General features: G+C 59.4%; 20 protein-coding genes and 1 riboswitch. Of the genes, 5 read left to right on the top strand and 15 right to left on the bottom strand.

Going from position 1 to position 24,638, the window contains the following annotated elements:
• Nucleotides 1-135 precede the first annotated feature (135 nt).
• From FHT71_RS21765 to FHT71_RS21755, 3 genes are all read right to left on the bottom strand, one after another.
• On the bottom strand, nt 136-1,821 hold the full coding sequence (locus tag FHT71_RS21765) for an adenylate/guanylate cyclase domain-containing protein (RefSeq protein WP_183721914.1): 1,686 nt from the start codon (nt 1,819-1,821) through the stop codon (nt 136-138).
• 279 nt (nt 1,822-2,100) lie between these two features.
• Nucleotides 2,101-3,450 (bottom strand): hypothetical protein, encoded by a 1,350-nt coding sequence (locus FHT71_RS21760; protein WP_183721911.1) that lies wholly within the window; start codon nt 3,448-3,450, stop codon nt 2,101-2,103.
• The gene (locus tag FHT71_RS21755) at nt 3,434-3,772 is read right to left on the bottom strand and encodes a recombinase family protein (RefSeq protein WP_132593812.1); all 339 of its coding nucleotides are present in this window, start codon (nt 3,770-3,772) and stop codon (nt 3,434-3,436) included. The genes FHT71_RS21760 and FHT71_RS21755 overlap by 17 nt, the downstream gene beginning before the upstream one ends.
• Before the next feature lie 381 nt (nt 3,773-4,153).
• Between FHT71_RS21755 and FHT71_RS21750 the strand changes: the two genes are divergently transcribed.
• Nucleotides 4,154-5,719: a Fic family protein gene (locus tag FHT71_RS21750; protein WP_183721908.1), complete on the top strand. Its 1,566-nt coding sequence runs from the start codon at nt 4,154-4,156 to the stop codon at nt 5,717-5,719.
• A 327-nt stretch (nt 5,720-6,046) separates the two neighbouring features.
• On the opposite strand, the gene atzF is transcribed toward FHT71_RS21750, so the two are convergent.
• The 8 genes from atzF to FHT71_RS21710 form a co-directional block, all read right to left on the bottom strand.
• Nucleotides 6,047-7,858 (bottom strand): allophanate hydrolase, encoded by a 1,812-nt coding sequence (atzF, locus tag FHT71_RS21745; RefSeq protein ID WP_183721905.1) that lies wholly within the window; start codon nt 7,856-7,858, stop codon nt 6,047-6,049.
• A 3-nt stretch (nt 7,859-7,861) separates the two neighbouring features.
• Nucleotides 7,862-11,401: an urea carboxylase gene (gene uca, locus FHT71_RS21740; protein WP_183721902.1), complete on the bottom strand. Its 3,540-nt coding sequence runs from the start codon at nt 11,399-11,401 to the stop codon at nt 7,862-7,864.
• Between the two features lie 2 nt (nt 11,402-11,403).
• Nucleotides 11,404-12,054, bottom strand: coding sequence for an urea amidolyase associated protein UAAP2 (locus FHT71_RS21735; protein ID WP_183721899.1), 651 nt, complete (start codon nt 12,052-12,054; stop codon nt 11,404-11,406).
• Between the two features lie 10 nt (nt 12,055-12,064).
• Nucleotides 12,065-12,886: an urea amidolyase associated protein UAAP1 gene (locus FHT71_RS21730; protein ID WP_132593802.1), complete on the bottom strand. Its 822-nt coding sequence runs from the start codon at nt 12,884-12,886 to the stop codon at nt 12,065-12,067.
• Nucleotides 12,883-13,707: an ABC transporter ATP-binding protein gene (locus FHT71_RS21725; RefSeq protein ID WP_132593800.1), complete on the bottom strand. Its 825-nt coding sequence runs from the start codon at nt 13,705-13,707 to the stop codon at nt 12,883-12,885. The genes FHT71_RS21730 and FHT71_RS21725 overlap by 4 nt, the downstream gene beginning before the upstream one ends.
• Nucleotides 13,704-14,522 carry an ABC transporter permease subunit gene (locus FHT71_RS21720; RefSeq protein ID WP_132593798.1) on the bottom strand — a complete coding sequence of 273 codons (819 nt, stop codon included), beginning with the start codon at nt 14,520-14,522 and terminating at the stop codon, nt 13,704-13,706. Before FHT71_RS21720 ends, FHT71_RS21725 begins: the two co-directional genes overlap by 4 nt.
• A gap of 58 nt (nt 14,523-14,580) precedes the next feature.
• On the bottom strand, nt 14,581-15,654 hold the full coding sequence (locus FHT71_RS21715) for a putative urea ABC transporter substrate-binding protein (RefSeq protein ID WP_183721896.1): 1,074 nt from the start codon (nt 15,652-15,654) through the stop codon (nt 14,581-14,583).
• Between the two features lie 74 nt (nt 15,655-15,728).
• Nucleotides 15,729-15,837: riboswitch (guanidine-I (ykkC/yxkD leader) on the bottom strand.
• Nucleotides 15,838-16,889: 1,052 nt separating this feature from the next.
• Entirely contained in the window at nt 16,890-17,381 is a 492-nt protein-coding gene (locus tag FHT71_RS21710; protein ID WP_183721894.1) for a hypothetical protein, read from the bottom strand.
• Between the two features lie 249 nt (nt 17,382-17,630).
• Here FHT71_RS21710 and FHT71_RS21705 point away from each other — a divergent pair, with 249 nt between their 5' ends.
• The 3 genes from FHT71_RS21705 to FHT71_RS21695 are packed head-to-tail and all read left to right on the top strand — an operon-like array spanning nt 17,631 to nt 19,785.
• Nucleotides 17,631-18,425, top strand: coding sequence for a TIGR04255 family protein (locus FHT71_RS21705; RefSeq protein ID WP_132593784.1), 795 nt, complete (start codon nt 17,631-17,633; stop codon nt 18,423-18,425).
• 8 nt (nt 18,426-18,433) lie between these two features.
• Entirely contained in the window at nt 18,434-19,000 is a 567-nt protein-coding gene (locus tag FHT71_RS21700; RefSeq protein WP_183721892.1) for a hypothetical protein, read from the top strand.
• A 5-nt stretch (nt 19,001-19,005) separates the two neighbouring features.
• Complete coding sequence (locus FHT71_RS21695; RefSeq protein ID WP_183721890.1) at nt 19,006-19,785, top strand: hypothetical protein; 780 nt, start codon at nt 19,006-19,008, stop codon at nt 19,783-19,785.
• 125 nt (nt 19,786-19,910) lie between these two features.
• On the opposite strand, the gene FHT71_RS21690 is transcribed toward FHT71_RS21695, so the two are convergent.
• On the bottom strand, nt 19,911-20,411 hold the full coding sequence (locus FHT71_RS21690; protein WP_132593840.1) for a GNAT family N-acetyltransferase: 501 nt from the start codon (nt 20,409-20,411) through the stop codon (nt 19,911-19,913).
• 446 nt (nt 20,412-20,857) lie between these two features.
• Here FHT71_RS21690 and FHT71_RS21685 point away from each other — a divergent pair, with 446 nt between their 5' ends.
• Nucleotides 20,858-21,139: a DUF982 domain-containing protein gene (locus FHT71_RS21685; RefSeq protein WP_007791104.1), complete on the top strand. Its 282-nt coding sequence runs from the start codon at nt 20,858-20,860 to the stop codon at nt 21,137-21,139.
• A 405-nt stretch (nt 21,140-21,544) separates the two neighbouring features.
• Here the strand turns inward: FHT71_RS21685 and FHT71_RS21680 are convergent, their stop codons facing one another.
• From FHT71_RS21680 to FHT71_RS21670, 3 genes are all read right to left on the bottom strand, one after another.
• Entirely contained in the window at nt 21,545-21,958 is a 414-nt protein-coding gene (locus tag FHT71_RS21680; protein WP_183721888.1) for a DUF2442 domain-containing protein, read from the bottom strand.
• Nucleotides 21,945-22,193, bottom strand: a complete 249-nt coding sequence (locus tag FHT71_RS21675; protein ID WP_183721886.1) for a DUF4160 domain-containing protein — start codon at nt 22,191-22,193, stop codon at nt 21,945-21,947. The genes FHT71_RS21680 and FHT71_RS21675 overlap by 14 nt, the downstream gene beginning before the upstream one ends.
• 692 nt (nt 22,194-22,885) lie before the next feature.
• Nucleotides 22,886-24,580, bottom strand: a complete 1,695-nt coding sequence (locus FHT71_RS21670; protein WP_183721884.1) for a dihydroxyacetone kinase family protein — start codon at nt 24,578-24,580, stop codon at nt 22,886-22,888.
• Nucleotides 24,581-24,638: the final 58 nt, after the last annotated feature.

Here is a 24,638-nt window from a genome sequence, read left to right as displayed (position 1 = left end):
ATTCCTCGTAAGGCGGGTTGAAAAACGAGATGGCCCTCAAGCGCGAAATTATATCAGACGGGCTCGCGATTTCACCCAGCTCTGACAATTGGGTCGCGCCTGCTATCGGCGTTCGGTGTGAATGTATCAAAACACCTAGGTGGCGGTTCCGAACGCGGCAAGGATCTTCGCAAGTGCACCTTCGTCGCGATAGGGAAATGTTCGTTGCACCAACTCTGGGCTCAGCCGCGGCTGGAGGCTGCGCGCCTCCACCTCATTGTACTGCCGTCGTACTTCGTCACCGCGCAGAGCATGAGCTGCGGCAAGCAAGATCAGGGTCCGCCACGACTTTTTGGGAATATTCTCGAAATCCTCGACCGCATCAGCCACACGGCCTTGCTGAAACCGGATAATACCCCTGACTGTCCAGAACCACACAGGCGGATATTTCGACTTCCTGAAGCATTCCTCGATTTCGGTTACAGCCTTTCCCAGATCACCGATGTAGTGCAGCAACTCAGCATGATCGGCGCGGATCTCCACGTCGCCTGGCGCCAGGTCGCGTGCTTTGACATAGTGGGATTCCGCGCCATCGTAGTTTCGCATCGCCAATTGAACCAATGCCGCGGCGTAGTGGGAGAAGGCATGGTTATTGTCGAGCCGCAGGCCAATGCGAGAGATTTCTTCGGCGCGATGCAGTCGCTCGATCACGCCTTCCGAGGAGAAGGAATAAGTCAGTGCAATGGCATACATGGCATGCGCGTCGATGAGCGCCGGATCGAGTTCCGTCGCTTTCTGGAAGAAGCGTTCTGCTTCGGGCAGCAGATGTTTCGCGTCGAGCATCCTGCCGTACAGAAAATTCTCGTATGCCGACCAGGAAGCCTCCGGCTTCTTCGCAATGGCCTGTGATGCAGTGGACAGTACTTTGTCCACGACCAGCGAGACGATCGCCGCCGCCACCGATTCGATGGCGTCGATATCGCAATCCGCAGGAAGCTCGAAGGCCCTCGACCAGAGGATGGACGTGGCGCAGGTGTGCTGGAACCTGAAGTTCAACCGGAACGGACCCGCCCCATGAACGCCGACGCTGACCGTGTAGTCGTGGGAACGGCTGCCCATTTCAGCCGTCGAGGCGGAGGCGACGTCGATCCAGTGCCGATCCGAGAGGAACTGTTCGAGGCTGGAGGTGATCAGACCCAGAGCCTCCTGCTGATGGGGAAGCGCCGAGGACGTGACCGCAACTCTGACTAGGACTTTCCCCGAGGCCCGCGATGCTGCCGATTCGGCACCACGCCAGGGCACCGCTTTCTCCGTGGCCGAGTGACGCGGTTGCCAATGCCAGACGCGAACGGGTCGCTCGATATTCTTCAGACGTTTGTCTCCACCCTCCACGAACTCCGCGCCGATCCGCGCGGCGATTTGGTGGTAGACACCATCGGTAATGCATATGCCGCCGGGCAAGGCACTTGCTTCAACGCGTGAAGCGACATTCACTCCGTCACCGAACAAGTCTGTGCCGTCGACCAAAACGTCGGCAAGATTGACCCCAATTCTGAGAGTTAGGCGACCGCCGTCCGGCTCTCGGTGAACTAGTTCGCCTTGGATTGCCATTGCGCATTCGACTGCCCCCGTGACGGAATCGAACACAGACAAAGTTCCGTCCCCAACCAGCTTGAATATCCTGCCGCCGTTGCGCTCTATGTTCGGCGTGATTACGTCGGCCTGCATCGCCTTGACCAGAGCAAGGGTCGCCTCTTCGTCACTCTCCATGAGGCGGGAATAACCAACGACATCCGTGGCCATGATTGCCGCCAGCCGCCGCTTGACAGGAACGCTCGCCATTAGCCCTCCGAGTAGCTCCCACAGATCGCATCTACGACGTTTGGGAGAGAGACTAACACAGAACCGTTGGTCCGTCGTCGGAAGGGGCGGCGGGCTGACAAACGAAGATGATGCCTTGACGGTCGTTACTCGGCATCGATGGTAATCGAACCACCGCTCTACACGGCATGCGGTACGGTCCTATTGAGAGAAGACTCCAGTAGCAAAACTAGCGCTCCTCGGGAGGTAGCATCAGCCCAGGCCGCAGTACATTATTGGGCCACAGAACTACGGTAGCGGTTATTGGCGAAGATCAAGGACACCGAGTTCGTGCCACATCCACTCGAAACTGTAAGTTGCCATCGGGTCTGCGGCGTCGGGCTGCTTTAAAGACTGGTTTTCGAGATATTTGAGCCATTCGGCGACCTTATGGCGGCCCGAGGCTGATTTCGCGGCCTGACGCGGCGTCTTGTTGCCGAGCATTCCAACCGGCTGATCAAGAGTTTCACGATATTGTCGATCCATGAACTGGTGAATGACCTGCTCGGCAATTTCGGGCGGGATGTCAGATGCGGGGTTTTCCTTTTTGCCGGCCGGCCGCTCGGTCATCATCTGTTCGACCGTGCGGATTTCGGTGAGCGGCGCGCGAACGAGAGCACCGAGAGCCTGCTGGATCAGAGTTGTTCCTTTTTGAGCGCGTTCGGCCGAGTTGGTCGACAGATGCAGGAATTTTCCCTTCAATTCGATATTGCCCAGCACGCGCGCGCCGTTGTCCATCGTGGTGTCGAAGGCCTGGCTCGTGCGCTTCCGGGCCTTGTTCTTCGGCTCTTGCTCAAGCCAATTCCAGAATTTTGCGTTTTCCTGCGACATGCCGGCAATGGTGTTCACCGATGCTGCAACATCCTTCTGCGCAGTTCCGGACGCCAGGGGAAACCTGACATCGTGGAATACGAGATCATCTCCATCGCCGTTCTGGATCGCTGGCAGGCCCATGGCACGCTCAAGTGTGTCGAACAGCCACGACAGGGTGAATATGGAGGCTGCCGCCTGTAGATCGTCGTCCTTGATGACCGGTAGCTTCTTCGCATTCTTTTTGCCGAACATCTGTCGCAGGCCGTCGAACAGCGCGTCGGTGGCCTGCGGCGTGAAGGGCAGAAGACCGCCGGCGAAGACATTCTTTCCCATAACAGGTACGATGCGGGCGGCGATCCGGTCCCACTGTTTCAGCGTCTTCGTCGCCGTTCCCTCGCTGACGGCGATCGGCTCGCCGCCGCGAATAAGGTCGCGCGCGATGAGCGACTTCCCCGGCTCGATCTCCCTGACCTCATACAGGCTCATGACGGAGGTCCGCAGCGCTTTCATGTAAGCCTTTGCCTGTGCGTTTTCCTTCCAGCCGCGGCGTTTGAGATATTCATCGACGATGTTGCCGCCCTCGACCTCGAAGTCCTGGGTGAGGAAATCCTCGAAGGCGCAGCCCCAGAGCGTCATGGCCCAAACCTCACCGAGGATTTCGACAATATCCTCGAAATCCATATCGCCGGCATCCAGGATCGGCCCGAAATGGTCAGAAAGTACTTCATCGAAGCATTCGCGCCATTCGTCGCGGGTGAGGAACTTCATCAGTCCCTTGAGGTCATGACTGGTCGGCACGGCTGGTCTCCAGTTTCTTGCGGTGTTCGGCGACGATGCGCGAAACGGTCGGTTCGCTGATATCGTAAAGCCTCGCCATTTCGGCGCCGCTCTTGCGTCCGCACAAGACGCTTTCGGCGATCTCGCGGCGTTTCTTCGGGTCGAGCTTACGGTGTCGCCGTCGCGCAAGCTGATCGAGCATACGATGCAGTTCTGGCCGATCCCAACGCCCACCGGACGCCTTTTCCTCGAACAGGCGCTTGCAGCCAGCCTCGGACAGGGCACGTGCCTGCTTGTTCGATTGCTGGTCTCCCTTGCTCACCCGGGCGTAGCCGATCAGCATCGAGGTCCTTTCAAAAACGGAAGTTTGCGCAAGCGCGCCGACTCACGTGACGAATCAAGGTGAAAATCCCTTCACAATCAATACTCCATCGTAAGGCAGCGGTTTTTGAAAGGATTTTTGGATGGCGGCGCGAAATTCGATGACCATGAAAAAGAGGGACGCAAAGCGCCTTGCGAAACGGTTCTTGGCAAGGCCGAATTTTAGTTTGAATCCAAGGCGTGAAATTAGTGTAGTTCAAACTCGCAAAACTAGTGTAGTTCAATAACTTGAAATTAGTGTGATTCAAATGCAAGATATTAGTGTTTGTCAAGGACATCAAATTAGTGCAACAGCAATGCACGGAAGTAGTGGTTTACCACTCGCACACCGCCGGAGGCCAACATGGCGAAACCCAACGAACTGCTCGCGGCATCCCTGGCTGAGCTGAGGGGAGTGACGCAGAACGGCACCCGATCGGTGGTGAAATCGGAAGAGCTCAGCCGTGTCCACCGGGAGCGACTACAGGACAATGGGTTCCTCGAAGAAATTATGAAGGGCTGGCTTGCGGTGAACTCGCGACCGTCGGCCAACAACAGGATCGATGCGGCCTGGAGCACAGTCTACTGGGAGTTCGTTGCCAGGTATCTCGACGACCGCTTCGCGGGTGAATGGCGGTTGTCCGCGGAGGCATCCGTGGCTCTATGGTCCGAAAATCATTCCATTCCCGGGCAGGTCATCGTCAGAAGCTCTAAGGCGAATAATCAACTTGTGAAACTACCGAGCAATACGTCGCTCTATCTGCTGCGCTCAAAGGAAAACGAGCCCGCCGAGATGAGACAGCGATTGAGATTGATGCCGATGGAGGAGGCGATCTGCAACCTGTCGCCGGAGTCGTGGAGAACGTCAGCGACCGATGTCATCGCGGTCATTGGCTCAATCCGCGGAACAAGCACGCTGCTGCAATACCTCCTGGACGGCGGCCGGAGCCACGTTGGCGGTCGCATCGCGGGAGCCCTGCGCCATCTCGGCAGGACAAGGGACGCGGACACGATCATCAAGACGCTGGAATCGGCCGGCTACAACCCGCACGAGGACAACCCTTTCGACCCTGCAGTCGATCTGGTCACGCTGGATGCGCGACGAACTCAGGCGCCGTCCGCTACCCGGATCAAGAACCTCTGGGCGAAAATGGGGAAAGACGCCCTCAATCACATCGGATTCGAGCAAGTGCGTATTAACGACCGTGACGGATATATCGCGGACATTGATGAGCGTTATGTGGCAGACGCCCTGAACTCGCTTTCGATCGAGGGTTACGAGGTGTCGGAAGAGCTGATCCGGAGGGTACAGGACGGTCAATGGAAACCGGACGAGGACGCGCAGGACTACGAGACCAAGAACGCGCTCGCCGCCAAGGGATACAGACTGGCTTTTGAGGAGGTGCGCGGTGACATCAGGAAGATCCTTGATGGAGCACCTACCGGCGAACTGCTCGAGGCACGGGCCCAGGATTGGTTCCGAGCCATGTTCAGCCCTTCGGTAAACGCGGGTATCATCAAGGCGCACCAACTCGCGGGTTACCGATCGCACAATGTGTATCTGCGGGGATCCTCGCATGTCCCCTTACCGCCGCATGCAATCGCCGACGCCATGGACGCACTGTTCGAGAGCATTTCGGAGGAATCCGATGCGCGCGTGAAGGCAATCCTCGCCCCGTTCCTATTCACCTACATTCATCCATTCCCGGACGGAAACGGGAGGATAGCGCGCTTCATGATGAACGCCCTGCTGACCGAAAGCGGAGCGCCGTGGACTGTCATACCTGTCGCGCGCCGTGACGAGTACATGAACGCCCTTAAGGAGGCGAGCCAGCACGAAAACATCGTGCCTCTCACGAACTTTGTCTCCGAGCTGGTCGACGCGCCACGACCACCTGCGGGAGCTACGGCGGCGCGCAAAGACAACTAGACCTCGACGCTCACCGAAAATGCACGATCAGCTGACGTTGACTTGAGGGTTTTCTACTGTCTGACACTAACGTCTGAAGTCCGCTTATCAGTTGCTCTATTCGTTCGTCTCGACAGGTCACGTCTGTCGCTGCCGCGGCGATCGCTTCAGCAAATCCGACGCTTCGACGCCCAGTGCCGTCGCCAAGCGATTCGTCGTGGCGATGAAGGCCTGCCCCGACAATCGATTACCATATTCCGCGACCGAACCGTCGAAAGGCACTTCGGGCCTCAAGCCCCGCCAGCAGCGCTAACAGGAGCTTTTTGAGACGATCCTTCAAGCTGTTTTTCATTTACCCATCCCTTGATTTGCGATGTAGGCGCGCCAGCCTCCGAGTTCCGTTATCTCGCGCGCACCTTCGAGGGCATGAGCTTCGCAGAGAAAACCGGAAGTTTGGGAACCGTCATCGAGAGTTACCTTGCCGATGCCGAGCGGGGCCGGGATGTTCTGCACAAAACGCCCGAAAGCCTCCGGCGTCACTTTCCAGACCTCAACTTCGAGCCCTTTGCCGGCAAAGCCCGGTTGGCGGATTAGGCCCGGTTTCGGCGGTACGGTATCGGGCAGGACGAACAGGCGGTAATCCGGCGCAGTACGACAGGATTTGACGCGCTTGCCGCCTGGTCGGGTCAGTTCGTGGTTGAGGGGCATGCCGGTGAGATGCGCCCCGACGACGACGATCGGCACCAAGCCGTCATCGGCCTGCGGCACGCGGCTTGCCTCCGGGATTGGGGCCAGGCGATCCTTGCCCATCCCCGCGTTCAAGGTGCGATGCATAGCGTCGGCGAAGGGGGCGAGGGCGTCGTCGGTAAACGCCGGCCCGACCAGTGTCACGCCGGCCGGCAGATGGCCGTCTGCGTCGAAGCCGGCCGGAACGGCGATCGCCGCACAGTCGAGCAGATTGACGAAGTTGGTGTACCGACCGAAATGGCCGTTCTTGGCGATCGGATCCGCCGTCATTTCTTCAACCGTATAAGTGGTCGGCGAGGTCGGCAACATCAGGATATCAGCCTTCTCCCACTCCTTTCCGGTCTTTTGGCGCAATGCTTCGAGCTTATATCTGCCACCGAAGGCAGCGACGGCGTCATAGGCTTTCGCGCCCTCGATGATTGTGCGAACCGTCGGGTCGAAGTCACTCGCGTTGGTGACAAGAAAGTCCTTGACCGCCGCCAGCCGTTCGGCGACCCAAGGACCGTTGTAGAGCAGTTCGGCGGCCTCCCGGAACGGCGCGTAGTCAAAGGGAACGATGGTGGCGCCCAGTGCGCGCGCCCTTTCGATTGCCGCATCATAGAGAGCCTCGACGTGCCTGTTGCCGAAGAATTCCCGTTCGGCTGTGTCGAGCACGCCGATGCGCAAACCGGAGGTGGGCAGGTTGGTGGGAGACGCCTTACGCGAGAACGGGTCGGCGGCATCGTACCCTTCCATCACCTTGCGGATCGTGACGCCGTCGCCGACCGTTGCGGCAAAGACGGTGACGACATCGACGCTGCGGCAGGCTGGCACCACGCCGACATTCGGCACCAGCCCCGGTGTCGGCTTGATTCCGACGAGGTTATTGAAGGCAGCTGGTACGCGGCCAGAGCCAGCCGTGTCAGTGCCGAGCGCGAAGCTCGCCAGGCCCGAGGCGACGGCAACTGCCGAGCCCGAGCTCGATCCCCCCGAAACATAATCCTTGTCGAAGACCGAGCGCGGCGCGCCATGCGGCGAGCGCGTACCGTTCAGGCCGGTCGCGAACTGGTCGAGATTGGTCTTGCCGATCACGATCGCGCCTGCCGCCCGCAGCCTTGCAACGACTGTTGCGTCATAGTCAGGCTGATAGGCGAAGGCAGGGCAGGCGGCCGTGGTCGGCAGACCCGCCACGTCGATATTGTCCTTTACGGCAAAGGGAATGCCCCAAAGTGGCAGGCTGTTTGGCGCCGGCGCCCGTTCCATCAGAGCGCGTGCTTCGGTGCGCAATGCTTCCTCGGGTGTCGGCGTGATGAAAATTGCCGGATCCGTCGAAGCTGCCTGACGGGCAATAACGGTCTCGATAACGTCGAGCGGGCTTTGACCAGCCGCATAGGCTGACCGAAGGCTTGTCAGATCAAGAATGGTCGGCAGCATGGATCAGCACTCCTCCAAAACAACGATGATATCGCCCGCGTTGACGTTTCGTCCGGGCCCGGCGCGCAGGTCGCGGACGCGGCCCGGTGCATGTGCGGTGACGTTGATTTCCATCTTCATGGATTCGATGATGGCGAGCGTGTCGCCGGCCGCGACCGGCGCGCCTGGCTCGACCAGAAGTTTCCAGATATTGCCGGGCACTGCGCTGGCAACGCCGAAGCAGCCTTCGGGAATATCCCCATCCGGGCTTTCGCCGTTTCCTTCGTCCATGACGAAGCTGTCGAGGCCCGCCCCTTTCCAGCGCTCGCGCTCCGCATCAAAGGCAGCCTGCTGGCTTGCCTTGAAGCTCCCGATCGAAGCGGCATTCGCCCGCAATTCCCTCTCATAGGCGCCATAGGAGAACTCCGTCTCCTCGATCCTGACGGGATAGCCGCCATGCGGGAAGGCGCTGCGGGCTTGCGCCAGTTCCTGGTGACTGACTGGGAAAAAGCGGATCTGATCGAAGAAATCGAGCAACCACGGCTTGTCCTTCGCGAAAACCGGCGTCTGCCGCCAGGTGTTCCACACCTGGATAGTGCGGCCGAAGAGCTGGTAGCCGCCGGGTCCTTCCATGCCATAGATGCACATATAGGCCCCGCCGATACCGACGGCATTTTCCGGCGTCCAGGTGCGGGCTGGATTGTACTTCGTCGTCACCAGCCTGTGGCGCGGATCGACCGGTGTGGCGACCGGTGCGCCGAGATAGACGTCGCCGAGGCCGAGCACGAGATAGCTGGCATCGAAGACGACGTCGCGCACCGCCTGTTCGTCCGCCAGCCCGTTGATGCGGCGGATGAACTCGATGTTATCAGGGCACCAGGGCGCATTTGGCCGGACGAGCTCCTGATACTTGCGCATGGCAAGTTCGGCATCCGGATCGTTCCAGGAGAGCGGCAGATGCACGATGCGGCTCGGCACCTTGACGTCTTGCGCCGCCGGCAGGCTCGCCTCGATCTCGGCCAGCAGGCCGAGGAGGCGGTTGCGGGGCAGCGCCGTGCCGTCATAGTGGATCTGTAGCGAACGGATGCCGGGCGTGAGATCAATGATCCCGGGCAGGCGCGCCTGCGATACGGCCTGCATTAAGAGATGCACCCTCAGCCGCAGGGCGATATCGAGCGTCATCGGCCCGTATTCGACCAGCAGATTGTCATCGCCCTGGCGGCGGTAGACGACCGAGACTGGCCCGTCGTGGCGGTAGCCGACGATCGGCGATCCTGCTTCTTCCTTCGCACGATGCACCGCTGGACCGGCAATCGGATCTTCAGGTCGCGTGACGGGATGGAAGCGGATGCGATCACCGGGTTTGAACTGCCCCATCTTCCATTGTTCGTCACGGGCAATCACCGCTGGGCAGACGAAGCCGCCAAGGCTCGGCCCGTCAGGCCCGAGGATAATCGGCATGTCACCGGTGAAATCGATCGCGCCGACCGCATAGGCATTGTCGTGCAGGTTGGAGGGATGAAGACCGGCCTCGCCGCCATCGCTGCGCGCCCATTTCGGTGCGGGACCGATCAGGCGCACACCGGTGCGGGCGCTGTTGAAATGCACCTCATAGCTCGTCGAGAACAAGGTCTCGATATCGCCGTCCTGAAAGAAATCAGGAGCGCCGTGCGGACCGTAAAGAACGCCGACATCCCATTCGCGCGTCAACTCCACCGGATCGGTAGCCGGCTTCGACGGTTCGCCGGCGGCGTGCCGGGCAAGGCGCAGCACATGGCCGGCTTTCAGCGTGCCGGTGGCATTGCCGCCGAACTGGCCGAGGCCGAAGGTGGCGCGCGAGCCGAGAACGACGGGAGCAGCAAAACCACCTGCAACAGCGAGATAAGCCCGCTGCCCCGGCCCGCAGATGCTACCGATCGAGAGTGTCTGGCCGGCGCGGATGGTCGCCGCTTCGTCATGGGACAGCCTTACACCATCGACGCTCATCGCCATCCTGGCACCGGCAAGCGCGACCAGCGTATCCTTATGGAATTTCAGGACAGGACCGGAGACCGTCAGCTCCAGCGCCGCGACCATGTCGTCGTTGCCGACAAGACGGTTGGCATGACGGAACGAACGCTCGTCCATCGGGCCGCTCGGCGGCACGCCGACATGCCAGAGGCCAAGCCGGCCCGGCAGTTCCTGAATGCTCGACTGTGCGCCGGGCGCGATCACCTCGACGACGTCAGGCACGAAGGAAAAGTCGCGCAGCGCCGTCGTCGCCACCTTACCGCTCGCGAGGAGCTCGGAGCTGGCAATGGCGCGAAGATAGTCGAGATTGGTCTCGATGCCCGATATCGACGTGCCGGCAAGTGCCGTCTTCAGCTTCTCGATTGCCGTTTGACGATCCGCGGCGCAGACGATGACCTTGGCGAGCATCGGATCGTAGAAGGGCGTCACTTCCGTCCCGGTCTCGATCCAGGCGTCGATGCGGGCATCCTCAGGAAAGGCGACCTCGGTTAGCAGGCCGGCACTTGGGCGGAAATCGGCATGCGGCATCTCGGCATAGACGCGTACTTCGATGGCCGCCCCCTTCGCCTGCAGAGCCTCGGCGCCCGAGAGCAGGTCCTCGCCTGCGGCCTGGCGGATCATCCATTCGACGAGGTCGATACCGAAAACGGCCTCCGTCACGGGATGTTCGACCTGCAGGCGGGTATTGACCTCGAGGAAATAGAACTCCTCACGCAGGGGATCGTAGATGAACTCGACCGTGCCCGCGGATTCGTAGGAGACGGCAGTGCCGAGGTTGACGGCTGCCCTGTGCAGACTGGCGCGGGTTTCGACCGAAAGGCCGGGAGCAGGGGTCTCCTCGACCACCTTCTGGTTTCGCCGCTGCAACGAGCAGTCTCGCTCGCCGAGTGCAATTACCTTGCCTTTGCCATCGCCGAAGATCTGTACTTCGACATGCCGTGCCTTCGCCACGAAACGTTCGATATAGACGCGCGCATCGCCGAAGCTTGCCCGCGCGGTGCGCTGCACGCTTTCGAACGAAGCCTTGAGGCCCGCTGGATCGGCGCAGAGCTGCATGCCGATGCCGCCGCCGCCAGCGGTACTCTTCAGCATGACGGGATAGCCGATCGTCTCTGCCGCCGAAAGCGCTTCTTCGGCGCTCGAGAGTAGGCCGGTACCGGGCAGGAGCGGTACGCCGCTCGTTTCGGCGAGTTCGCGTGCTGTATGCTTGAGACCGAAAGCAGCAAGGTGCTCGGGTCGGGGGCCGATGAAGGCGATGCCTTCGGCGGCGAGGCGCTCGGCAAAGCCGATATTTTCCGACAGGAAACCGTAGCCTGGATGCACTGCCTCCGCCCCCGTCGCCTTGCAGGCAGCGATGACGGCCTCGACATTGAGATAGCTTTCGCTGGCCGGTGCCGGCCCGAGGCGAACGGCTTCATCGGCCATCATCGCGGGCTTGGCGAAACGGTCGGCATCGGAATAGACGGCGACCGAGGCAATGCCCATCCGCCGTAGGGTCTTCATGACGCGGATGGCGATTTCGCCCCGGTTGGCAATCAGGACTTTCTTGAACATGCTCAGTCCTCGCCATCCCAGATCAAGACCCGGATCGGCGTCGGATCGAAGCCGTTACAGGGGTTGTTGATCTGCGGGCAGTTGGAAATGATGCAGAGCACGTCCATCTGGGCGACGAGCTCGACATGATCGCCCGGTGCGGAAATGCCGTCGACGATCGTCATCTCGCCATTGGGCTTGATCGGCACATTCATGAAGAAGTTGATGTTCGGTACGATATCGCGCTTGCTCATCCCGTGTTTGCTGACTTCGAGAACGAAGTTGTCGCGGCAGGCATGCAGGTATTTCGTTCCGTGACCGAAGCGCACGGTGTTGCTCTCGCAGGAGCAGGCACCGGCCGAAGTGTCGTGGCGGCCGCAGCTGTCGGCCGTCATGGTCAGCATGACATTACCTTCATTCGACATGATCTTCGTGCCGATACCGACATAGGCGCTACCCTGCATGCGCATGGTATCCTGGTTGGAATAGCGCTCCGAGAAATCATCGGCCCGGTAGAAGAGCGTGTCGATTGCCTGTTGGCCGTAGCTATCCTCGATCCGGATCGTCTGACCCTTGCGAACGATGCCGGACCATGGGGCTTCCGCCGCAATGAAGTGATCCTGCACGGCACTTTCGACGCTGCGGGCGGGAGAAGTCTGGATGAAATCGGACATCATCGTCTCCTCAGGCCTGCATCAGGGCGTTGTTTTCGAAACCGCGCAGGGCTTCGGCAGTCGCCGTGCGGCAAAGATCATCCGCAGCCGGGACCGGGGCCTTGTAGCGGGTGATGACAACCGGCCTCGGCTGGTAGGTGAGATCGGGATCAAGCGGATGCGGGCAATTGGAAAAGCCGACCAGCATGTCCATCTCCGCGCGCAGCTCGACATAGTCGCCGCTCTTGGAGCGCTTGCCATGCCAGCCGAAGCCGCCGGCCTCGGCGAGGCGCACCGGCGCGAAGAGACTGAGGATGCCGGGTATGTCGCGGCGGTCGAGGCCGAGCTTGACGGCGGCGAGGATCAGGTTGTCGCGGGTGTTGCGTGTCTTTTCGCCCGGATATTTCGCCGTGTTCGAGGCAGCCGTCGAACCGCCCATAAGGCAGTCATGGGCGCCAGAACTGTCCTCTATGATCGAGAACATGACGCGGCCCATGTCGGAGAAGATCACACGCCCCTTGCCGAGGGCCGTCGTCCACTGGACTTTGGCGGTATCAACGAGATTGATCCGCTCGCTGGTGTCGGCGGCATTCCAGGCGACGAGCGCCACTGTGGAATTGCCTTCAGCCTGATCGATGCGGATCGCTTCCCCACGCAACAGCTTCGTCGACCAGTACCAGCCGCCCGGGACAGTCTCCTGGTGGATAACGGCGGCCGCAGCGATGGCCGGCGCCGGCAGGGGGCTCGGGTCGGGCAGGGCCCTGGGGGCGAATTCCAGCCCCTTCTTCTGATGCTCCTCATAGCGCGCGCGATTTGCGGCGATTTCCACGGGCGAGCGTCTCACATGCATCATTGCATCTCTCCTGGCGGTGCCAGGTCGTCCCGGCGGTGCCCCATGGAAGCGACCGGGCCGTCCCGGTCGGGGCTGAAGACTGGCGACTGTCCGGCAAGGCGCGGCGGCCAGATGGAAATATCTTTGGTGATGGTCGCGCCGTAACGCTCCTTCTCCTCCGGCCGGTCACGGCGTCGCTCGAAGGCGACGACGCGGCTTGCAAGCGTGAAGGCTTCGCGCATGTCGTGGGTAACCATGACCACGGTCATCTGCGTTTCGTGCCAGAGCCGCTTCATCAGCGTGTGGATTTCATGACGGATGCCGGGATCGAGTGCGCCGAAGGGCTCGTCGAGCAAAAGCACCTTCGGCTTCATGATGAGCGCCTGGGCAAGCGCGAGGCGCTGCTGCATACCGCCGGAAAGCTGGGCTGGATATTTGCCTTCGCAGCCGGCGAGGCCGACATCGGCGATCAGCTGGCGTGCTTCCTCAATGACGTTGCGGCGTGCGGTGCCGAAGAGTTTGGCCTTATATCGCGCGGCGGAAAATTCCTTGCCGAGCAACACATTGCCGAGCACGGTCAGATGCGGAAAGACGGAATAGCGCTGGAAGACGACGCCACGATCCGGTCCCGGTTCCGCTGGTAGAGGCTCGCCGTCGAGCAGGATTTTTCCCTTCGTCGGCTGCTCCTGGCCGAGCAGCATGCGCAGGAAGGTGCTCTTTCCGCAGCCGGAGGGGCCGACAAGGGCAACGAAGGCGCGCGAGGCGACGGTCAGGGATACGTCCTCGAGCACGATCTGGTCGCCGTATTCCTTCCAGACTCTTTCGACCTTCAGTTCGCTCATGCCTGCTTCTCCAGTTCCGACCAAGGGAAGACGGCGATGCGCAGGCGATCGAGCAGCGCGTTCATGACAACGGCAATCAGGGTAATCCAGACGACATAAGGGAAGATGATGTCCATCGAGAGATAGCGGCGGACGAGGAAGATGCGGTAGCCGAGGCCGGAATCCGAGGAGATCGCTTCGGCTGCGATCAGGAAGAGCCAGGCTGGACCAAGCTGCAGTCTGAGGCAGGTGATCAGCCGCGGCAGGATCTGCGGCAGCACGACACGCAGGCCGATCTGCCACGAGGAGCCGCCGAGCGTCTCGGCCTTGACGATCTGCTCGCGAGGCAATTCCAGCGCCTTCAGCGCCAGATCGCGGATTATTGTCGGCGCGACACCGATGACGATCAGGGCGATCTTCGACGTTTCGCCGAGCCCCAGGACGATGAACAGGATCGGCAGGAGCGCGAGCGGCGGTACCATGGAAATGACGGCGATGAACGGCGCGAGCAGTGCTCTGAGATAGGGAAGCATGCCGATCAGCATGCCAATCAGGAGCGCGATTGCCGTCGAGATGCTGAGGCCTGAGAGCAGCCGTATCAGGCTTGCTGCGGTGTCCGACCATAGCAGAAATTCGCCGGTGCGCTGGTCGGCGACGAAGGCCAGACGGTTGATCGCATCGGCAAAGCCGGCAAGGCTCGGCAAAAGCTTGTCATTGGCGTTTTGCGCCAGTCGCGCGGCCGAGCCGAAGACATAGGCAAGGGCCAGCAGCACGAAGGGCAGCAGCATCAAGGCAAACTGCGCGCCACGGCTCGGCCTCGTGTTGATCCAACGCATGGGAATGCTCCGCTGGTAAAGGGGAGGAGGCGCCGGCAAACCGCGCCTCCTGTTGCGGTCAGAGCGAACCGTCGGCGGCTGCCTTCATGTAGGTCTCCGTGAAGCGCAGCTTCACATTGCCGCTGTCGCCCAGAACCTTGCCGTCGGGCATTTCGATGCCGATGACGTCGGCAGACGGCGCGCCATTGCCGAGAAGGCCCTTCTCGAAGAGGAAGTTGCGCACCAGATCCATGGTCTTCGGCAGGCTGGGCGAGGCGGTGAAGGCAACGGCGTCAGCCGGTTTGTCGAAGAGCTTGGTGGCGGCAAGCTGGGTTTCGAAACCGGCCAGATCGGTGCCGGACGCCGAGCCCATCGCCTCGCGGGCTGCCTTGCCTTCCGCGGTATCGGCGCGCAGTAGGGCGGCCGTCTCATACCAGATGCCGGCAAGCGCCTTGCCGAAATTCGGATTGTCCTTCAGCACGCCGCTATTGGCGACCATCAGGTCGATGATCTCGCCCGGCACCTGTGAGCTGTCGAAGACCTTCCTGGCGGTCGGATCTTCCAGGATCGTCGACACCAGCGGGTTCCAGGTGACGACGGCGGTGACATCGGGCGTCTTGTAGGCGGCAACCATGTCGGCATCGGACGTGTTGACCACCTTCACGTCGCGCTCCGTCAGCTTGACGCCTTCGAGTGCGCGGGCAAGGAGATAGTGCGAGACGGAGAATTCAACGAGGTTGACGTTCTGGCCCTTGATATCGGCAAGGCTTGCCTTGTCCTTCAGGATGACCGCGTCATTGCCGTTCGAGAAGTCGCCGACGATGACGGCGGTTGTATCGACGCCGCCGGCGGCCGGGATCGACAGTCCGTCCATATTGGTCAGCGTCACGGCATCAAAGGCGCCCGCCGTATACTGGTTCATCGACTCCACGTAGTCGTTGAACTGCGTGACATCGATCTTGATGCCGTACTTGTCGGCCCATTTCTTGACGATGCCGTGATCGGCGGCATAGCCCCACGGCATCCAGCCGACATAGATAGACCACGCCACCTTGAATTCGGTTTTCTGCGCGGCCTTGGCGATGGAGCCAAATCCCAGCGCCAACGAAGCGGAGAGGGCGGTGATGGAAAGGATCTTCGAAAAAGTCTGCATTGAAATTCCCCTTTTGCTTTTCTTCAAAAGGGATCGGCAATGACCATCGTGCCGCCAATCCCTTGGCTTACGAGGTCTCCCGGGCTTTTGTCCCGCCGTGCACCCGACGGGATTTCTCCCCCGCCGACGGCAGCTCTCGGACCAGCACGCTCTTGAAGCGCCGGAACCCTAGCCACCAACTCACCATTTTCGAAGCAAGAGGTGTGCCAAATTATAAATTATTGATTTTTATCACTTCTGGGCCCAGGGCGATTCACGACTGTGTACACTCGGCGGCAAATGCCTAATGTTTGAGCAAGAATTGGCCAGCGCCGCGCATCTTATCAGTCGCGCATCGTGCGGGCGCATCAGCATGCAGCAGACAAGGTCAAAGGGGGCAGATGCTCAGGCCCTGGGTTGGTCTCGGGGCGGATTGAGCACCAAAATCCATGCAAGTGCAATATAAACGGGAATAAGAATAATCTTACAATCCATCTCTTGACAATCATTTTCGCGTTAAACTAGCAACAGGAAGGGTTCCGTGGCGAACAGGACGGGAGAGACGCGGGGTGAGGCTGTATGACGGAAGAATACCAGATAATGGTGCGCGATAATGCCATTGGCGGTAGGACCTTTGCCGCTAATGCTAACCGCTATTAGCGCCTATTTTTATGCACTCTACGCGATAAGAAAGAAAACGACGTTTGGGTTAACGTAGCGTGTTCGTTCGATTTTACGTCCATAGCTGCACCGAAAGTAGAATCTTCAATGACGAGCCGAAGGTGCCTGTGATGCGGTTAAAATGGAAGGCCTCCTTCACAGGGCACGGCTGCCGGCGCGATTTCGATATCTACTTGCGGTTGGGTTTCTCGGTTGCTACGAGAATCTCTGTCAGGCTGGGGGGTCGTAATGGAAAATCTTGTCGGCTGGATCGTCATCGTTGGGGCGCTCTACATTTTCGTGCCATCGTTCAAAAGGATGGTGAATGGCTGGATCGTTCAGCTGGGCGATAAAGTCCGACAGGACGCGGAGCTGCCAATCAAGAAGGAAGCGCCTGACGAGAAGCAGGTCGAAGAGATCGCGTTGATGATGTTTCGCATGCAGTACCCCGACAATCCCGGGTTTCGACGGTATCTCCGCGGAAGCAAGAAATGCGGTCCGATCATACTACATGATGCGTGCAAGGGCGTTTCTAGCTGGCGAAGACATGGACGAGTTCGACGCGTCGCTGAAGAGCGGGACCAACTGACCTTTAATTATGCCACGACGTTCAGAAATTTTTCAGCGTCGTCCCTCGGTTCCTGGCGCAGTTCGTAGCGAGAATTCGCTGACACAACAGCGCCCATGCCGCAACGCTTATCCTCAGCTTCCTTCTTCGCGGCGGCGACCTTTTGCTGCCGATCCGCTTCCGCGAGAAGGCGAGCCCTTTCGGCAGCATCCTTTTCCTCGGCATCCTTCATTGCCTTGGCATCGGCGGCAATTTTGGCAGCTTTCGCGTCGGCTATCGCCTTGATGGCGGCCGGAAGCTCAGCGCGTGATGACAGCCCGTAGTCCTGATAGATGTTCAGATAGCAGTAAGTTGTACCGACGGTCGCGATGAGAACAACAATGAGAGCGACACGCACGGCGACGCCGGTCTTTCGTACCCCGGACTTCTTTGCCCGACTGCTGCCGATGACTTCCAACGCCAACCAAGCAATCGAAGCAGCAACAATGACCGCTCCGACGTAAAACCAATTTTGATACATGAAATGTCCCCATCTGTTCGTGAAGGCGTAAATTGTTACCATTCCTGATTCAATGCGGCGGCAGGCTTGCGGCGCATACGCGCGGCGCAAACTGGTCGAGATCACCCGCACTGGCTCGACGCCGCCGACTGCATCGTGACCGCTTCCGATGGTCCAGGATATAATTTCGTGCCGGCTAGAACTTGCCGCTTTACGATTTGCTTTACATTATTATAGTAGCAATTGCCACATCAATCACTTGAGTACGCCATGAGCCAAAACGTCACCGACCCGCTATACGGAGATGAACCCATCGAGGTTCCTCTGGCGAATGCACCGCTCGCCCGCGTGGTAGCGCAAATCCGCTTCCCCGAAATCCTGTCTATGCAGGACAAGGCATTTGTCGCGCCGTTTCAGGAGCGGATCAGGCGAACCTATCCTCTGGCGCAAAGCGACGTAATCAACACGTTCGTAATCGGCCCGCAGCGAATGGTCTCGTCGACCGTATGGAGGTACTACGACCCGCAAAAGAACTGGCGCGTGTCGATGTCCGATACGTTTCTCTCCCTGGAAACGACGAAATACGTTTCGAGGAAGGATTTCGTCGAGAGGTTCGGCTTTATCCTCACCCAGCTGGAAGAGACGATTAACCCAAGCCATATCGCCAGGGTGGGCGTCAGGTATGTCGACCAGGTCTCCCTAGAAGGCGGTGAGTCGATGAAAGGGATGCTGCGTCCCGAAATGGCGGGGATCAAGGACGTAGTCGGAAATACGAAGCACGTCATTTCCGAATTCGAAGCCGATACCCGTGAGGGCGCGGTGCAGGTCCGATGGGGGCATCTGCCCAAGGACGGCACGCACGATCCCGATATCATGCCGGCCATCCAACACCCTTCGTGGTTCCTAGATGTGGATTCCTACATCTTCCGGGAATCAGAAATGATGGAATATAGTGCAGAGACGGTGAAGTCGCAGGTTCTCGCTCTTGCAGGTCGGGCCTACTCCATCTTCATGTGGTCGGTGACCGATGACTTCCTTGTCAAATACGGGAAAGAACAACAATGACGCTTCCGATGAGAAACTTTGCAAACTCTCGTACGACAAACACCATCGTAGTTCCGGCATCCTTCTGGCGCGGGGGCACGGGCTCGGAAATAGTACCGAGCCAGGCGAACCCCGAAGAGAAGCGTACCTACACCCAGCTTCACGAGTTGAAGCGGATCACGGGCTATTCCTGGACTAGGATTTCCGAACTGTTGAGCTGCTCGCGAGTATCGGTTCACAACTGGATCAACGGGGTTGCGCCCGGTGATAGGACTATCCGAGATATCGGCCGTATGTACGACGCTCTTGCATACATTGATCGAGGAAGTCAGGCTGACACGAAAACCGTACTCGAGGCAGAGGACGGTGCTGTGTTCAAGCTCCTAAAGAACCTTGATTTCGAAAGGGCCAAGAAAACGGCCGGACAGGGGGCAGGCAACATCGATAATTTCTGGAAGGGCGTCGTTAATAAGCTGCCGGGGCAAGAAGACCATTGGACCGAGACCGTCAACGCGCTGTCTGGCAGCCCACTCGGAGACAACGAAGGTTTTCCGGCCCGTAAGGCGGTCGGTAGGCTGAGAGACCGTAAGAAGTAGGATGCATGGCGGAAAGTGAAGTTGAAAACGGTCTCTCGAAAGAAGCCATAGAGGCCGTACGCCAGTGGAGACAGGGGGATTATACTTTAGATTTCCCCGCATTTCCGTCAGGGCAACTGGACGAAAAGGGCTATGACGCCGAGATGGAAGAAGTCGCGGGCTGGGTGGTCATCAGCCAGACCTGCGACATCGTTAATATCGGCAAAGGCGACCGTCATCATGTTGTGGTAGCCCCACTGGTAAAACTAGAAAACGAGAAAAAGCTCGAAGACACCAACGTTGGCGCGACCCCATCCACGGCTCCGCTCGAGCATCCTCCGTCGCCTGTCGTAGACCTCACGATGGCTACGACCATCCAGAAAGCCACCCTCGCGAAGCTCAAGCGCCACGACGGCTTCCGGACGGAAATCGGGCGCGCGAAATTCGGCCGTCGTCTCGAGCGCAGGTACGGCCGCTTCGCCTTTCCTGACGCACTCAATCCGACACTGGGAGCAATCCGCGATCAGTCCAAATCAAAACATAACAAGGAATCGGACCAGGGCCGGATTTACAGATCGATCTACGGCTTCCGTGTCGCCGCCAGCCCGAACTTCGACGTCGAGAAACCTACGATCCGGATCATCGCAGTCCTCGAAGACGAGGATGCCATGGAAGCGACAAGAGCCGAGATCATCGCGGAGCTGAAGACCTTGGAGGATGCTCCCAAGTTCAAATGGCCTGCGGCTTTCAGCAAGGCGACCCCTCTTTTCGACTGCGAGGCAATGGGAACTCAGCATGCCCGTTGACCTGGATTATCTGTCGGAACCCCCAATGCCTGAGCCCGGTTCAGAACCGGGCGACGCAGTCTAGGTGTGACGTTTCAGCAAATGGACCTGTCAAGATAACCTCGCCGCCGTCGGCCCGTAAGCGGTCATTTCAAAAGCTTTGCCATAAGAGGATTAGGCCGGTGTGCATCGACAATTTCCCAGCCAATTTTGCAATAGAAACCCACTGCGTCGGGCGCTGCGTGGGCTTCTAGCCTGACTGCCTCGTGAGCCACGGCTAGTCTCTCAACGGCGGTCATCATGGCTCGGCCGATACCTTGCCGCTGGCGCTCCGCAACGATTGCAACCGTGCGAACGACCCCATTCCCGTCCCCGGTGAGATCAAGACGGACGGCACCGATGCACTCATTGCCATCGACAAAAACCAGCGGAAGATGCTCCGGCTTTCTGTCGTCAGGATGGTGATCGTCGTATCCAGACAATCCGCGCAGATCGAACAGCACATGCCGTCGAATCTGATGATACGCCTCCCATTCAGATTCGCTCGATACCCGTACCAGCTTCAATTCAGCAGCCTCTCGCAATAGAACGATTATAGGGGCGGTCCATCGCGGCGCAATGACCGCAAGTAGTGCATTTTTGGCCATCTCTGTCGCGGCGGTATTATGCGAAACGGCAATGCGCGCATCGTCAAGGTGCGAGGCAAACAGCGCTAATTCTTCAGAGTGAAGAGCTTCGACGCCGAACTATGGCCTTGTGAACAGCACTCGTCATGGCTGTAGCTGTCAGGGCCGAACTTCATACTATCCTCCTGTTCCGCCCCTCCACGGAACTTTATGCATTTCACCTGATGCTAATATGATGGGTGCGACTTAGGCTTGCCAGTCAGACTTAGGTCCGACTTTTCCGCCGCGTCATCTGACTTAAATGCTCCCCCATCCTTGTTGAGAGGACATCAGAGAGCTCTTGGTCGTTGTTGCGCAATTGCCGCCAGGGCTCCCCGAGCAAGCACCAAGTGGCCGATCCAGGGGTGGGCATGTGAGTTTCACAGCGGATGTGGAACGCTTCTTGCAGGGTTAAAGGATTATTAGCCATGCAAAGGGCAGGTGTAATGGATTGGCACAGAAGCGAAGATTTCGCTCCTCTGTTGCTTGTAATGAGCGGTCGAGAAAAGCACAGGCTGGTCACATCACTGCGGGAAGTCGCCGAGGCCCTTATCGTCGCCTGGCCCTCAGACGATGGCGAGGAATACATGGCCGCCGTAAAAACATGCCTGGATGCCATTCACGGCCATACCCCCGCTATGGCAGCACGGGCCGCACTTATTCGCGCTGCTGAGGAAGCCGGAATTCCCGTCATCGCCGTTGTTCACTGACGGTATGCCTCGGCCAGATCGCATTTGGAGGCGCTTGTGGGCGAAGCATTCGTCCACCTCTGAAACGATGGCGTAAGGGGACACCGAGGGGATCCCAAGAGAGCTTGTGACCTCCCTCATCCTTCGTCGCCGCGAGCTATTGGATCGTGGCTCTTAGCCAAATGACGGCGGCGGCAGCGCCTGCGTCCGGATGACCGATCCGGCGCCAATCAGGCCGGTATGTATCCGCTCGGCGCTCGTGATGACCGGAGTTCACCATGGCGAAGCATGTCCGCACGCCGTGCCTGATCATGAAGTGCTGATGGCTCTCTATGAGCGGCATAAAGCTGTGCCTGACTTCCTGCTACACAGGTTCGCTTGGACCTGAGACGATTTCCGATCTTTACGCAGGTGCGGTCTTAGCGATTACGCGGCGACATTCTTCCTGGGACGACCGCCCTTTAAGCCATTGAGTCTCGATGAAGCGGCCTTTGCGCCGGATTTTGCCTTCCCACCAGTGGACCCCAATTGCGCTGCCATCCACTTTCTGGACCCCAAAATTCCGTCCATCAGAGCTGGAACATAGAGATCGGCATCGATATCCGGCCAGTGAAGCCCAAGACCCTTGGCCTCGACAACGACGTTGTTCAATTGCGAAGCGTTAGCACCTTGAAGCCCTTGCAGTTTCTCGACCGGAAAACCGATGAAAGAGCCGTTGTTAAGCACCACGACGATGGCGTCATGCTCAGCGTCGTAGCGGGCCGATGTGGCGTATGGCCCCAACTGCGGCTCCATTCCGCTCATGTTGGCCAGGTCGAACTCAAGATCAGAAATCTCCATGGATGCGGCTCCATGCTTCGCAGATACCTTTTCGCGCATCGTTTGAACTCCTTGCGATCCTACCGAGTTCTGGTTTCCCGAACCCTCTGTTCTCTCTCAGCTCTGGCGACCCATCAGGGCAGTTCATGATAAAAACCGCAGAGCAGTCGTTGCCAATGACGTGTACATGAGCAGGCCGATGATCGTTGGGATAAATGACCGCTCGCAGTCCTGCGAAATTCAACACCGTTGGCATCTGTGTTCACCTTATATTAAAACCTAAGCGCTTAGGAAAGCGATTTATTCCGCGCTGACGCATGTTCAAGATCATACGAATACGACAACGCTGACCTTCCGCTCGCCGACCCCGGCGAGGTCCCGTCGTATCGCGTAACTTACAGGGAACTGAACATGGTCTCCGACAAGCTCCCACCCGTCATTCCGCAGCCGCGCAAAGCCGCGCCCGACCTGGAGATCCTCCGGAGGGTGGAAAAATTGAGGCAATCAGCGCTTCCTGCTCTCGCCCTACTGCCGGACCCTGCGGCACGGTATGGAATACAACGATCCGGGAGCCTCCCACTACGAGGAGAATTACCGTCGACGCGTCCTCACCAATCTCGAGCGAAGAGCAAAATCGTTCGGGTTACCCTACGGCCCGCGCCAACATCCGGCTGAATGTTTCTTAGGAATTGCGCAAAATCTGAATAGCCTGCGTTCACTCAGCTTTGAGGAATGGCTTGGCTGATTTCGGCTTTTCTTCGGCAGCATTCCACACACCTTCAGTTCATCACGTAGCCTCCTTGCCTACCGAAAGCTATCCCATGCTCGCCGGCGCCGTCGGGGCCACCAAGAGCAAATATCTGGCTGATGTCATTTGCAGCAGATCGTCAACATCGACCTGGAAACCCTCCTGCTCACAGCAAAAACGTCAGCCGGCTGCACCGCGAGCTATTGAATCGTGGCTCTTAGCCATATGACGGCGGCGGCAGCGCCTGCGTCCGGATGACCGATTGCGCGCTTTCCGAGATAACTCGCGCGTCCAAGCTTCGGATGCATGTCACTCGTCCGCTTCATTCCGTCCTCGGCTGCCTCCACGGCCGTGCGCCAAGCGGTCTTGAAGGCCACGTTCGAACCGAGTTGATCGCTGAGCGTCCGGGCAGCGGGTTCCAATGCGTCAACCATGGTCCGGTCGCCGGGACGGGCCCCACCAAGATCCATGATCGCCTGAACCGCGTCCAAAAATGCGCCTGCTATGTCGGCGGCGGTCGGCTCGTCAATTGCAGACAAACGACGTGCCGCACGCATGAGTGCAGTGGCATAGAACGGCCCCGAACTTCCCGCGATCGCTTTCCTGACCCGCTCGCCAGCTTGTGACAACGCTTGAGCAACGCTTGAGAATGCAGCGTCAGGCAGGGACAGCAAAGCGTCCGCGCCGCGCCGCATGCTTGCCCCAAGGTCGCCGTCGCCAGAGATGCTATCCAGTCGCGCCAACTCGTCTTCTGCATTGACAAGCGCGCTGGCGATGCTGGCGAACAGTTGACGCAACCGCTGGCCCGATTGAGTAACAACGGCGCGCCGACTGTCATCGGCGGGTACGGAATGGGAGGGGATGCTGATCGTCGCTCCAGGTTTATTGATTTTGCCTCCGCCTGGCCAGGCGAGCGTTTCGACCGGATGATCAAGACGCACCAGGTCGTCTGCCGTTATCGGCAAAATCGACAGCGAAAACCCAGGCATGTCGAGAGCGGAGAGGAACGTTCCGGCCCAACTGCGAACGACCGTCATGCCTTCTCGCTCAAGCCGCGCCAGCCCGGCGCGTGCCAGGATGGCGAGCTCCAGGGGCGGCGTCGATCCAAGGCCATTCACGAGGAGCGCGACATCGTCTCCACGCTTGATTTTTCCGTCGGCAATCATCGTGTCGATAACGAGATCCACCAATGCGTCCGCCGAAGCATTGGCCATCCTCTTGACACCCGGTTCACCATGAATGCCGAGCCCGATCTCGATTTCATTCTCCCCAAGTGTAAAGCCGGGCTTGCCGACCGAAGGAAGCGTACAGGATCCGAGCGAAACACCCATGGAGGAGATCCGCTCTGCCGCAGCCTTGGCGATCGCTGCGACACTGCCAAGTGGCAGGCCCTCAGCGGCCGCCGCGCCGGCGAGCTTGTGAACCAGGACGGTGCCGGCGATGCCACGGCGGCGCTCGGCAGGAACCGTGTCACGAAGTGCTGTATCGTCTGCAACGACGACAATCTCGACCGGTATCCCCTCAGCACGGGCCATCTCGGCGGCGAGCCCGAAGTTCAACCTGTCGCCCGTGTAGTTCTTGACAATGAGAAGAACGCCGGCGGGCCCGCCAACCGCCCGGATCGCGGTAAGGACGGCATCGGCACTTGGCGAGGTGAAGACGTCGCCTGCCACCGCCGCCGTCAGCATGCCGGGTCCAACATAGCCGGCATGGGCCGGCTCATGGCCGCTGCCGCCGCCGGAGATCAGCGCGACCTTGCGGGCGCAATCTTCCGGCAGTCGGGCCTGAACGACGATGTTTTCGTCTCCCAGGCGTGCGGTTGCCGGCGACAGGGCAACAACGCCTTCCAGCATTTCCCGGACGACATCTTCCGGCCGGTTGATCAGTTTTTTCATCTTCACTCCCATAGCAATGTAAGGATTATTGGACCCCATGGGTCTGCGGCAACACCCT

Origin of the sequence: Rhizobium sp. BK060, from assembly GCF_014193145.1 — a bacterium.
Lineage (GTDB): Bacteria > Pseudomonadota > Alphaproteobacteria > Rhizobiales > Rhizobiaceae > Rhizobium.
The sequence above is the reverse complement of the archived record's forward strand: the minus strand, read 5'-3'. Positions and strand labels throughout refer to the sequence as shown.